Origin of the sequence: Photorhabdus kleinii (genome assembly GCF_025384885.1) — a bacterium.
GTDB lineage: Bacteria > Pseudomonadota > Gammaproteobacteria > Enterobacterales > Enterobacteriaceae > Photorhabdus > Photorhabdus kayaii.
Genome location: NZ_JAJAFY010000021.1, coordinates 31,408 through 44,259, shown reverse-complemented (window position 1 = coordinate 44,259; position 12,852 = coordinate 31,408). Strand labels below are relative to the sequence as shown.

The window sequence follows — 12,852 nt, the reverse complement described above, 5'->3', positions numbered from 1 at the left end:
GCTGATAATCCAGTTGCGGAGGAATAGATTATGAAACTTGAATTTTCGATTTATCGTTACAACCCGGATGTTGACAGCGCTCCTCGTATGCAGGATTACACGCTGGAAGCAGAAGAAGGGCGTGACATGATGTTGCTGGATGCGTTGATCCAGCTTAAAGAGCAGGACCCAACACTCTCTTTCCGTCGTTCTTGCCGTGAAGGTGTTTGTGGTTCTGACGGCCTCAACATGAACGGTAAAAATGGTCTGGCCTGTATTACGCCTGTTTCGGCTTTACGGCGTGGTAGCAAGAAAATTGTTATCCGTCCGTTGCCAGGCTTGCCGGTTATTCGTGACCTGGTTGTAGATATGGGGCAATTCTATGCGCAATATGAGAAGATTCGCCCATATTTGCTAAATGACGGCAAAAACCCGCCGGCACGTGAACATTTACAATCGCCTGCACAAAGGGAAAAACTCGATGGTCTGTACGAGTGTATTCTGTGTGCTTGTTGTTCAACTTCTTGTCCGTCATTCTGGTGGAATCCTGATAAATTTATCGGGCCTGCGGGCTTACTGGCAGCATATCGCTTCCTGATTGACAGCCGTGATACTGAAACGGCTTCACGATTAGACAAGCTGAATGATGCTTTCAGTGTTTTCCGTTGCCATAGCATCATGAATTGTGTCAGTGTGTGCCCCAAGGGGTTGAATCCAACAAAAGCTATTGGCCATATTAAGTCTATGTTGCTGAAACATAGTGCATAATAGGTCTGCCCTCCGCGAGATTTTCTCTGTGGAGGGCACAAAGAATTGAAGAATAATGAGTTGCCAACTGCTAATGATGACAAAAGCTTGAAGTGAGGAACCTTTAAAAACAGCCTAACCGTTTTTAAAGGTTCCTTGAAGGGTTCTGAAACCCAAAAGAGAACATGCATAAAGCACGTCCAAATGAACCTTTTATCGATACCGTATTTAAACGGTAATAGTTAACCACGGCGAAAACTAAAGCTTTTAAAGCTTAAGGGATCACAATGCAGAACGGCGCAATGAAGGACTGGCTGGATTCAAGCTTCCTGGCTGGTTCAAACCAGTCTTACGTAGAGCAGATCTATGAAGACTATATAACCGATCCAAACTCCGTTGATGCAAGTTGGAGAGAGATTTTCCAACAATTGCCGAATGCGGGACTCAGCGGTGAACAACTCCACTCGCAGACGCGTGATTACTTCCGCCGTCTTGCGAAAGATACTACGCGTTATCATTCCTCTGTCAGCGATCCGGCAATGGATGCAAAACAAGTTAAAGTTTTGCAGCTCATCAATGCATTCCGCTTCCGCGGTCATCAAAATGCGAACCTTGACCCGTTGGGATTATGGAAACAGGATAGTGTTCCTGATTTAGATCCTGCTTTCCATAATCTGACGGAAGCTGATTTTGCAGAGACATTTAACGTAGGTTCTTTTGCTATCGGTAAAGAGACGATGAAATTGGCTGATTTGTATGAAGCACTGAAACGCACTTATTGCGGTTCTATTGGTGCTGAATACATGCATATCACCAATACGGAAGAAAAACGTTGGATTCAGCAGCGTCTGGAATCTGTTACTGTCAATTCTCAGTTTAGCGTAGAGGAAAAGCAGCGTTTTCTGGCGGAACTGACGGCAGCCGAAGGTTTGGAGCGTTATCTGGGAGCGAAGTTTCCGGGAGCGAAACGTTTCTCTCTTGAGGGTGGTGATGCGCTTATCCCGATGTTGAAGGATCTTATCCGTCATGCGGGTAAACATGACACACGAGAAGTCGTACTAGGAATGGCTCACCGTGGTCGCCTCAACGTCTTGGTTAATATCTTAGGTAAAAAACCGGCAGATCTGTTTGATGAGTTTGCCGGTAAGCATAAAGAGCATCTTGGTACCGGTGACGTGAAATATCATCAAGGTTTCTCGTCTGATTTTGCTACTGAGGGTGCTAAGGTTCATTTGGCGTTAGCATTTAACCCATCTCACCTTGAGATTGTCAGCCCTGTGGTTATTGGTTCAGTACGCGCCCGCCGTGACCGTCTGGATGAAGGCCGCAGTAATATGGTATTGCCAATCACTATCCACGGTGATGCTGCTGTTACCGGCCAGGGAGTGGTGCAGGAAACCCTGAACATGTCTCAAGCTCGTGGTTATGAAGTGGGGGGTACAATTCGTATCATCATCAATAACCAGATCGGTTTCACAACGTCTAACCCGAAAGATGCCCGTTCAACACAATACTGTACTGATATTATCAAAATGGTACAGGCGCCGATTTTCCATGTTAATGCAGATGATCCAGAAGCGGTGGCATTTGTTACCCGTTTGGCGTTGGATTTCCGTAATACCTTCAAATGCGATGTGATGATCGATCTGGTCTGCTATCGCCGTCATGGTCATAACGAAGCTGATGAGCCAAGTGCCACTCAGCCAATGATGTATCAGAAAATTAAGAAACACCCAACGCCACGTAAAATCTATGGTGACAAGCTGGTGGCGGAAAAGCTGATATCAGTCGATGATGTGACTGAGATGGTTAACCTGTATCGTGATGCGCTCGACCGTGGTGATTGCGTCGTTGATGAATGGCGCTCAATGGGGCTGCATTCATTTACTTGGGAACCTTATCTTAATCACGAATGGGATGAAGAGTACCTGCATAAAGTTGATGTTAAGCGTTTGCAAGATCTGGGCAGACGCATCAGTTCTGTCCCGGAAGAAGTGACAATGCACTCCCGTGTAGCGAAAATTTATAACGACCGTGCAGAGATGGCGAACGGTGATAAATTGTTCGATTGGGGTGCCGCAGAAACATTGGCCTATGCCACTTTGGTGGATGAAGGGGTTCCGGTACGTTTGTCTGGTGAAGATGCCGGCCGTGGTACTTTCTTCCATCGTCATGCAGTTATCCATAATCAGGCTAACGGTTCTGTTTATGTTCCTCTGGCGAACGTTCATAACGGTCAGGGAGCATTTAATGTTTGGGATTCTGTTCTGTCTGAAGAGGCGGTGTTGGCGTTTGAGTATGGTTATGCAACAACAGAACCTCGTGCTCTGACAATCTGGGAAGCTCAATTTGGTGATTTTGCCAACGGTGCACAGGTTGTTATTGACCAATTCATCAGCTCTGGTGAGCAAAAATGGGGCCGTATGTGCGGTCTGGTGATGTTATTGCCGCATGGTTATGAAGGGCAGGGGCCTGAACACTCATCAGCCCGTTTGGAGCGTTATCTTCAACTATGCGCAGAACAGAACATGCAGGTTTGTGTACCATCAACGCCAGCTCAGGTCTACCACATGCTTCGCCGTCAGGCTTTGCGCGGTATGCGTCGTCCGTTGATCGTTATGTCGCCAAAATCGCTGTTGCGTCATCCATTAGCCGTTTCCAGCCTGGATGAACTGGCTAATGGTAAATTCCAGACGGTTATTGGTGAAATTGATGAGTTTGATCCGAAAGGTGTTAAACGGGTTGTACTCTGCTCAGGTAAAGTCTACTACGACCTGTTAGAGCAACGCCGTAAAAATGAACAAACTGATGTCGCTATTGTGCGTATTGAGCAACTATATCCGTTCCCTCATCAGGATGTTCAGTCAACACTGGAACAGTATGCTCATGTACATGATTTTGTCTGGTGCCAGGAAGAGCCATTAAATCAGGGGGCCTGGTATTGCAGTCAGCACAACTTCCGTGAAGTGATCCCGTTCGGGGCTTCTTTACGTTATGCAGGTCGTCCTGCGTCTGCTTCCCCGGCAGTTGGATATATGTCAGTTCACCAGCAACAACAACAAGAGCTGGTTAATGACGCACTGAACGTTGAATAAATAAAGGATATAAAATGAGTAGCGTAGATATTCTGGTTCCGGATCTGCCTGAGTCTGTTGCTGATGCCACTGTGGCGGTCTGGCATAAAAAAGAGGGTGACCGTGTTGAACGTGATGAAGTGCTGGTTGAAATCGAAACAGATAAAGTTGTGCTGGAAGTGCCTGCCAGTGAAGCGGGTGTTTTAGAAGCTATTTTGGAAGTGAAAGATGCCACCGTTCTATCCCGTCAGCTTCTTGGTCGTATCCGTCTGGGCGATAGCACTGGCAAGCCGACAGAAATAAAAGAAAAAACAGAAGCAACTTTGGCGAAACGCCAGACTGCCGGTTTAGAAGAAGAGAGCAATGATGCGCTCAGCCCGGCGGTCCGCCGTTTGATTGCAGAGCATAATCTTGATGCTAAAGCGATTAAAGGCAGTGGTGTTGGTGGACGTATCGTCCGTGAAGACGTGGAAAAATACATGGCTGATAACGAAAAAGTGGCTAGCAAGCCAGCAGAAGCCCCTGTTTCTTCTGTCCAGGATTCTCTGTTGCCACACCGCAGTGAAAAACGTGTTCCAATGACTCGCCTGCGTAAACGTGTGGCTGAACGTCTGCTGGAAGCGAAAAACAACACGGCGATGTTGACAACATTTAACGAAGTTAACATGAAGCCAATTCAGGAAATGCGTAAGCAGTACGGCGAAGCGTTTGAAAAACGCCACGGTGTGCGTCTGGGCTTTATGTCTTTCTATGTGAAAGCCGTGGTTGAAGCACTGAAACGCTATCCAGAAGTGAATGCTTCTATTGATGGCTCTGATGTGGTTTACCACAACTATTTCGATATCAGTATTGCGGTATCGACACCACGTGGTCTGGTAACGCCAGTACTGCGTGATGCGGATGCGTTGAGCATGGCTGATCTCGAAAAACGCATTAAAGAGCTGGCTATCAAAGGCCGCGACGGCAAATTGACCGTTGAAGAGCTAACGGGTGGTAACTTTACCATTACCAATGGCGGTGTATTCGGCTCCTTAATGTCTACACCAATCATTAATCCACCACAGAGTGCGATTCTTGGAATGCATGCTATTAAAGATCGGCCAATGGCGGTTAATGGTCAGGTGGAGATCCTTCCAATGATGTATCTGGCACTGTCTTATGACCACCGTCTGATTGACGGGCGTGAGTCTGTAGGCTTCCTGGTGACCATCAAAGAAATGCTGGAAGATCCTGCACGTTTGCTGCTGGACGTATAGCAACATAATCAGGGCAGATACGCGCTAATATCTGCCCAGTCTGAAGTAAACAAATGTATATGAACAGCCAATCTTTAGAGATTGGCTATATCCAGAGCAACAAAAAAATAAGGGAGCAATTTGCTAATTTGCTCTTATCAGACTAACTATGGATAGAACATCATGAATTTACACGAGTATCAGGCAAAACAGCTTTTTGCACGGTATGGTTTACCCGCTCCGGCTGGTTATGCCTGCACGACACCGCGTGAAGCAGAAGAAGCTGCATCTAAAATCGGCGCTGGCCCTTGGGTGGTGAAGTGTCAGGTTCACGCTGGCGGTCGCGGTAAAGCGGGCGGCGTGAAAGTGGTTAACAGTAAGGAAGAAATTCGCGCTTTCGCTGAACAATGGCTGGGCAAACGTCTGGTCACTTACCAAACAGATGCGCAAGGGCAGCCTGTTCGTCAGATTTTAGTGGAAGCGGCAACTGATATTGCGAAGGAGCTGTATCTTGGTGCTGTGGTTGATCGTGGTACACGTCGTGTAGTGTTCATGGCTTCTACTGAAGGTGGTGTTGAAATTGAAAAAGTTGCGGAAGAGACCCCGGAGCTGATTCATAAAGCGATTATCGACCCACTAATTGGCCCTATGTCTTATCAGGGGCGTGAACTGGCATTTAAATTGGGTTTAACCGGTAAACAAGTCAGCCAGTTCACTAAAATTTTCTTAGGGTTGGCAAATCTGTTCCTGGAGCGCGATCTGGCTCTGGTTGAAATTAACCCATTGGTTATCACGACTCAAGGTGATTTGATTTGTCTGGATGGCAAATTAGGCGCTGATGGTAACGCACTGTTCCGTCAGGCTGAACTGCGTGAAATGCATGACCCATCTCAGGAAGATCCGCGTGAAGCTCAGGCGGCACAGTGGGAACTGAACTATGTCGCACTGGATGGCAATATTGGCTGCATGGTAAACGGTGCGGGCCTGGCAATGGGAACGATGGATATCGTTAAATTGCATGGTGGTGCGCCCGCTAACTTCCTTGATGTCGGTGGTGGCGCAACCAAAGAGCGCGTTACAGAAGCGTTTAAGATCATCCTGTCAGATGAAAATGTGAAAGCCGTATTGGTTAACATCTTTGGTGGTATTGTCCGTTGTGACCTGATTGCTGACGGTATTATTGGTGCGGTGGAAGAAGTCGGGGTTCACGTACCGGTTGTTGTTCGTTTGGAAGGGAACAATGCTGATCTGGGCGCGAAAAAACTGGCTGACAGTGGTTTAAATATCATTGCCGCAACCAGCTTGACAGATGCAGCTAAGCAAGCAGTAGCAGCAGTGGGGGCAAAATAAATAATGTCTATTTTAATTGATAAAAACACCAAAGTTATCTGTCAGGGTTTCACTGGCAGCCAAGGTACTTTCCATTCAGAACAAGCGATTGCTTATGGTACCCAAATGGTTGGTGGGGTAACGCCGGGTAAAGGTGGTACTGAACATCTAGGGTTACCTGTTTTCAATACCGTTCGTGAAGCGGTAGACACAACAGGGGCAACGGCTTCTGTTATCTATGTTCCTGCGCCATTCTGTAAAGATTCTATTCTGGAAGCGATCGACGCTGGTATTAAATTGATCATCACGATTACTGAAGGTATCCCAACGCTGGATATGCTGGCGGTTAAAGTGAAATTGGATGAAGCAGGTGTGCGTATGATCGGCCCTAACTGTCCGGGAGTCATTACGCCAGATGAATGTAAGATCGGTATTATGCCGGGACACATTCATCGAGCAGGCAAAGTTGGCATTGTTTCCCGCTCAGGAACACTGACTTATGAAGCGGTAAAACAGACAACGGATGCCGGTTTAGGGCAATCTACCTGTGTTGGTATCGGTGGCGACCCAATTCCAGGTTCTAACTTCATTGATATTCTGAAACTGTTCCAAGAAGATCCGCAAACAGAAGCCATCGTAATGATTGGTGAAATTGGTGGAACGGCAGAAGAAGAAGCGGCGGCTTATATTAAAGAACACGTCACTAAGCCGGTTGTTGCTTACATCGCGGGTGTGACTGCACCAAAAGGTAAGCGTATGGGGCATGCTGGCGCCATCATTGCAGGTGGTAAAGGAACGGCGGACGAAAAATTCGCTGCTCTGGAAGCAGCAGGCGTGAAAACTGTTCGTAGCTTGGCAGACATCGGTGATGCTGTGAAAGATTTACTTGCTGGCAAGTAAGCGTTGATAAGAAATATTTATCTATGAGGCCGCTGTGAAGTGGCCTCAGATCGTTAAAAAATCCCGTTAAAAATAGGTTCTTTAGCATCGAAAATTTCAAATTCCATCTTTGTCAATACGACGTTACGCTTGCTGGCTGTGCGAAAAGCAGCAAAGAAGAATAGGAAACAACAGCTTACTCACCTTTTTTATCACATCAGTGAAGAACTGTGATGTCAGATTTTTCAGCAATTTAAACGTCAATCTGCACCGGGCTGCGAGGGTATCACATGGGAAAACTATGCAGAGAATCTGCAAAATAACCTCCATGCGCTCCACGGCAGACTTCATCGTGGGCAATACAGACCCCAGCCGACAAGGCAGGTGAGGATCCTGAAAGAGGACGGGACAGAAAGGCCATTGAGTATACTGTGTCTGGAGGACAAAATCGTGCAGCAAGCGGTTGTCACGGTCTTAAATCAAATCTACGAGACCGATTTTCTCGGCTTCTCGTATGGGTTCAGACCAGGCAGAGGGCAGCACGATGCACTGGACGCGCTGAATGTGGCAATTATGGAGAGGAAAGTCAATTGGGTGCTGGAGCTGGACAGTTCGTTCCCTGCGAACTCCGATGTTTTCTTCGGTTTCTTTATAATGAAAAGAGAATTGCCACACATTTCTCTGATTCGCTTCCCTGTATGCAGACACGCAAGCAAACCAAAATACCCTCTGTCTGGAAAAAAGACGATCTGCTCAGGTTATTGGCAGCAATTGATCGCGGTAACCCTTCCGGAAAGCGGGATTATGACATCATTCTGTTAGGGGCTGTTGACGTTTTGAGAGGAATTATTGAACAACATGATTTGGTATAATCGTTTTCGCCAAAAAATAACCAGACCTCACCATCATGCTGCGAACTATGTTAACAGATACACAATGGAATAAGCTATCTGCATTCATGCGCCATACTGGATTTATTTACCACAAAACAAAACATCGTCAGGCGCTTGAAAGCATTCTTTATCGTATGAGAACAGGCATTCCGTGGCGCGACCTGCTTTCCGAATTCGGAAAATGGAATAGCGTCTTTCAACGTTTTAACGCTTGGTCAAAAAAGGGTGTTTTGTATTTAATGTTCAATTGGCTATCTAGATATTCTGATTCATAGTGGTTGTTCATTGACGGGAGTATTGTTCGAGCCTATCAGCATAGTGCCGGAGCGACTTCTGAAGCGGATGAAGCAATGGGTCAAAGTCGTGGAGGACGTTCAACCAAAATCCATTTGGCTGTAGACAGTTACGGTCTACCTGTACATTTTGAACTGTCTGGTGGTCAGGTCAATGATATTGTTCATGCGGAAAGTCTTGTATCTCAGTCACCTTTATCCGATTTTTTAATTGCTGATAAGGGATATGACAGTCAGCGTTTGAGACGTGTTATCGAAGAACAAAAGTCGGTTCCGGTGATCCCTTATCGCAAAAATAGCCGAAAATCAGGTCAAAAAATTGACAAATGTTTATATCGTTACCGACATTTGGAGGAAAATGCCTTTGCCAGAATCAAACATTTTCTTGCGATAGCAACAAGATACGACAAACTTGAACGGAATTACGCCAGCATGTTGGCACTGGCATTATTATTGTCTGGTTGCCAATGTGGGCTGAATAAATGATGAACTCAAAACGTCAACAGCCCCTAGCATATCTTAAAGGATGATGTTGATTTTATTATGAAGAAAGCCGTGAATTAATGAGGTTCAAAGAGACGTTTTATTGAGTTTGCAAACACTGATGAGAAAACGGCTACCGTCCCTGTATTAACCTGTTCTTGACCAAGATAGCGACATACCTATGTAGTGATAAGAAAACAGGGTTCGTATGACATCATGGCGCAGGTGATTTAGCCCACAATGACGCCGGATATATGGTCGCAAACCGTGTCAATTCAATGCTTGCACAACCGGTGGGTGTCGATTGTCGGTATACACCACCGTGCCCGCACAGGCACGCCATGACAGCCTCCTCCCAGCAAAAACACGAATCCCCGTTTTTTATCATCGCCATCCAGAGTGCAAAACATCAGGCCAGCGTGAAGAAAGCCACTGCAAAAGTCAGCGTTTAATTGATTTTCTGAAAATATAGAAAAATAAATGCGATTTTAGCGACAACTAACTTGAAAAATAGCGGCGTAAAAATAGGAAGAGAGAGAAAAAGCGGAAACAGGCAATCACAATCACCGAAATACGCATTAAGTTATTTAACTGTATGTTTTTTGTTGTTTTTGTTTTTTTTATGTTGCGATTTATCGCTATTTTATATACATTGACGCCCGTTCGAATTATTAATTCACTACATTGACGGCTGATATTTTGCAAATAAAAGGCTGGCTTTGATCCGTTTTTGAGAAGGATAAAGAACGTGATAGGAAATAGGGATTATTCAACAAGTGTACTGTCTGGTGAAGGGGATAGCGATTATGAGAAGTATATGCGCATTCCTACGCTGCTCAATTTGCAAGTAACGCCAGAAAAGATGCTCCACCGCGATGAATTATTGTTTCAGGTGGTTCATCAATCTACTGAGCTTTGGCTGAAACTGAGCAATAGTGAGTTGGCTGAAGCGATAAAAAAGCTATCCAAGAAAGACTTTGTTGCTGCAACCGAGTTAATTAAGCGATCCAGCTATCCTATTGAGTTAATTACTAAGCAACTCGAAATGTTCAAATACATGACTCCGTATGACTTTCAGAAAGTAAGACCTGCATTAGGCAACGGCTCAGGCTTCGAATCTCCAGGCTGGAGGCGGTTGCAATCAGTTGGGCGGGAACTCCATCAAACTTTTATTCGTATTGTTAAGTCTATGAGTATCGACCTGATGGGCGTTTATACCGAGGAAGACAAGTCGCCGCTTTATTTCCTAATGGAAGAAATGGTGAGCTGGGATGAAATGGTCAGTTTATGGCGCAGCAGACATTATAAAATCGCAGTACGTACTATCGGACTTAACACGATAGGCACCAAGGGAACTCCGGTTGAAAAACTGACGGTGCTGATGAATAAGCAATTCTTTCCAGAACTGTGGGAATTGCGTACCGAAATGACTAATACAAACAGTTATTAGTCGCTATGTATTCACCTCAAGCATTTCGGGACAATTATTTTAGCGGGCTGCATGGCCTTGTCCATCTTGCCAGTTGTAGTATTTCTCCTCGTTCTCAGTTCCTTGATGCAGCGATGGAAACGATGCTAGGTGATATGGCAAAAAATGAGCTGGCGTGGGTGTATTTCGAGCAGCAAACCGAACAGGCCAGGCGCTTGTTTGCTGAGTTTATAGGCGCAGATGCATCACAAATAGCGATTTTGCCAAACGCAACGATAGCTGCTTATCAGGTTATTTCAACGCTAGTAGCCAATTCCGGAGAACAAATTCTTTGCACGGAAGATGAATTTCCGTCTCTGTCCCATGTTTGGTTGCAACAAGCGAGTCGTGGACTCGTCACGTGTTGCATAGAAAGTCAGGTTTCAGATGAAAGTTTTGTCACCATTACCCGCGCAATGTTGGGCAGCAATACATGTTTAGTTTCAGTACCGTTAGCCAGTTTCCGCACAGGTAGACGATACCCGGTCGAATTAATAACAGAACTTGCTAATCAATTACAAGTTCCAATATTAGTCGATGCATACCAAGGACTAGGAGCTGAAAAAATTAATGTCAGTGAATTGAATTGTGATTACCTGATCTGCGGCAGCATGAAGTACATGTTAGGTTTGCCAGGTATTGCATTCCTTTATGTAAAAGATGGCATTCGTAACACCGTTGCACTGGGGCTGACTGGATGGCAAGGACGTAAAGAGCCATTTGCTTTTAACCCATCGTTGGTGGATTTCCCCGATTGCGCCAAACGATTTGAAACCGGAACTCCTGCTGTGCCCGCGCTTTATGCGGCAAGCAGCGCCTTAACTGCGCTTTTGACTTTAGATTTTGAGCAAGGTCGGCTGCATATTCAGACATTAGTTGAACTTGCTATCGACATTTTGGAAAAAGGCGACGTGACAATCGTAAAGGTCCCCGGAACATTATTTTCGGCGCATATTGCTTTTCTTGTTCCAAATGTTCCTGCATTGGACAGGTACTTAAAGCAGCACAAGATAATTACAAGCCCGCGAGGTGAGATGCTCAGACTTGCGTTTCATCACTTTAATACGGCAGACGAAGTTGTTCAAACATGTAGATTGATTTGCGCGTACTTCAAAACCCAAATATGGTGAATATAAGTTAATTATTTCAATAAATTATAATAAAAGGAAAGTTTTACTGTGCTGGATATATTAGAACTTGAGCATCCAAAATTTACTAGTTTGCTTTGTGATTACAGTGATTCAGAAAAAATCACTATTAATCTTAGCATTCACACCATATTGCGGTTTGCCAAGGAAAATAAAACAACCTTCCCATATCAGGATGTTGTTCGCATGTATCATAAGACAGGTAAACATTTCGTTCCTGAATATTTTCTCGAGCTGTTGAATATTACTAGAAAAGAGTACGCAAAATTAAACCGTGAGGAAATCGAACAAGTCACACGTTTTTTGAATGTCTTGTTGGATAAATACGACGGTACTTATGACTACCGCTCTTATCTGGCGCTTGAACTGTTAAACATGCCTGATGACCAGACAGAGATTAAAGCATACTCAGAAGCGCAATCCCACATTGACCGTATGACGTTACTGCTTACGGCGGATCTACTTAAATTTGAACTTGGCGGGTTAGAAACAGAGGAAAATTTTAGACATCAGTTGCCAGAACGTACTTTAGTTGAAAAACGTTGTGCTATGGCTCTAAAAGCGGTGACTCCATACGTACAACGGGCTAAGTTGTCCTATATTTCATCGGAATATGTTATCGAATCAGCAAAACATTTTATTGCCGCAGTAGAGCAAAGGAAGACACACAACGATGAGCAAATGCTGATGACAACTAATTTACCCGTCTATCTCATTCACGACGAATATATGTTCATTCGGGTCTTACAAACGTTCGAATACACTTTCTCTTGGATTGCAGTTGGTTTGAGGGAGGCAATTGAAGCTTGCGCTGATTCGCCTAGCCAGACAAGTATTCTGGTCGAAAGTTGCGAGAAAAAAATTAAAGAAGCCATCGGTTTTTTCCATTTATTGTCTTCTATGCGTGCAGAATCCTTTAAGGTGTTTCGTGCATATACTGAAGGCGCAAGCGCGATCCAATCAAGAAACTACAAGCGTATTGAATCACTATGCAGACAACCGGATGAGGATCGGTTGAACTCTATTGCTTACGGCTCTGTCCCTGAAGTTCAAGAAAAACTGTTGGCGCGGCCAAATAACTTAGACCTTGCATTAAGTCAAGCGCAACAGAGTGGTCGTTTCAATAGCAACGACTTTGGTGAGGTCAAACAAGCCATGAAAAGTTTTGCTACGACGCTGAAACGTTGGAAGCAAACCCATTATGGTCTTGCGATGAAGATGTTGGGTGAGGGCTCGGGTACTGGTTACACGGAAGGCACTCCTTATTTGGCTTTTGTCAAAGACATCCCTGTTTTTGAAACCCAGCTTGATGAGTAGATTACTA

10 protein-coding genes and 2 pseudogenes are annotated in these 12,852 nt (G+C 45.0%); 11 read left to right on the top strand and 1 reads right to left on the bottom strand.

Features of this window, described 5'->3' with window-relative positions; genetic code table 11:
* Positions 1–30: 30 nt before the first annotated feature.
* The 8 genes and pseudogenes from LG003_RS11785 to LG003_RS11755 all read left to right on the top strand — a co-directional run bounded on the left by LG003_RS11785 (position 31) and on the right by LG003_RS11755 (position 8,911).
* Positions 31–747 (top strand): succinate dehydrogenase iron-sulfur subunit, encoded by a 717-nt coding sequence (locus tag LG003_RS11785; protein WP_036780842.1) that lies wholly within the window; start codon positions 31–33, stop codon positions 745–747.
* 266 nt (positions 748–1,013) lie between these two features.
* On the top strand, positions 1,014–3,821 hold the full coding sequence (gene sucA, locus LG003_RS11780) for a 2-oxoglutarate dehydrogenase E1 component (RefSeq protein ID WP_112895772.1): 2,808 nt from the start codon (positions 1,014–1,016) through the stop codon (positions 3,819–3,821).
* Positions 3,822–3,835: 14 nt separating this feature from the next.
* On the top strand, positions 3,836–5,056 hold the full coding sequence (gene odhB, locus LG003_RS11775) for a 2-oxoglutarate dehydrogenase complex dihydrolipoyllysine-residue succinyltransferase (protein WP_262980801.1): 1,221 nt from the start codon (positions 3,836–3,838) through the stop codon (positions 5,054–5,056).
* Between the two features lie 162 nt (positions 5,057–5,218).
* Positions 5,219–6,385: an ADP-forming succinate--CoA ligase subunit beta gene (sucC, locus tag LG003_RS11770; protein WP_112895774.1), complete on the top strand. Its 1,167-nt coding sequence runs from the start codon at positions 5,219–5,221 to the stop codon at positions 6,383–6,385.
* 3 nt (positions 6,386–6,388) lie between these two features.
* On the top strand, positions 6,389–7,264 hold the full coding sequence (sucD, locus tag LG003_RS11765; RefSeq protein ID WP_262980800.1) for a succinate--CoA ligase subunit alpha: 876 nt from the start codon (positions 6,389–6,391) through the stop codon (positions 7,262–7,264).
* 291 nt (positions 7,265–7,555) lie between these two features.
* A pseudogene (locus tag LG003_RS23440) lies at positions 7,556–7,858 on the top strand (reverse transcriptase domain-containing protein); the annotation flags it as partial.
* An 83-nt stretch (positions 7,859–7,941) separates the two neighbouring features.
* Entirely contained in the window at positions 7,942–8,115 is a 174-nt protein-coding gene (locus LG003_RS11760; protein WP_262980799.1) for a hypothetical protein, read from the top strand.
* 35 nt (positions 8,116–8,150) lie between these two features.
* Positions 8,151–8,911 (top strand): annotated as a pseudogene (locus LG003_RS11755) (IS5 family transposase).
* A 215-nt stretch (positions 8,912–9,126) separates the two neighbouring features.
* Here LG003_RS11755 and LG003_RS11750 read toward each other — a convergent pair.
* Positions 9,127–9,255: a hypothetical protein gene (locus LG003_RS11750; protein WP_262980798.1), complete on the bottom strand. Its 129-nt coding sequence runs from the start codon at positions 9,253–9,255 to the stop codon at positions 9,127–9,129.
* 405 nt (positions 9,256–9,660) lie between these two features.
* Between LG003_RS11750 and LG003_RS11745 the strand changes: the two genes are divergently transcribed.
* From LG003_RS11745 to LG003_RS11735, 3 genes are read left to right on the top strand one after another with little or no spacing between them, the layout of a single operon-like run.
* Complete coding sequence (locus LG003_RS11745; RefSeq protein ID WP_262980797.1) at positions 9,661–10,362, top strand: tryptophan 2,3-dioxygenase family protein; 702 nt, start codon at positions 9,661–9,663, stop codon at positions 10,360–10,362.
* A gap of 5 nt (positions 10,363–10,367) precedes the next feature.
* Positions 10,368–11,510 (top strand): aminotransferase class V-fold PLP-dependent enzyme, encoded by a 1,143-nt coding sequence (locus tag LG003_RS11740; protein WP_262980796.1) that lies wholly within the window; start codon positions 10,368–10,370, stop codon positions 11,508–11,510.
* 48 nt (positions 11,511–11,558) lie between these two features.
* Entirely contained in the window at positions 11,559–12,845 is a 1,287-nt protein-coding gene (locus LG003_RS11735; RefSeq protein ID WP_262980795.1) for a hypothetical protein, read from the top strand.
* Positions 12,846–12,852: the final 7 nt, after the last annotated feature.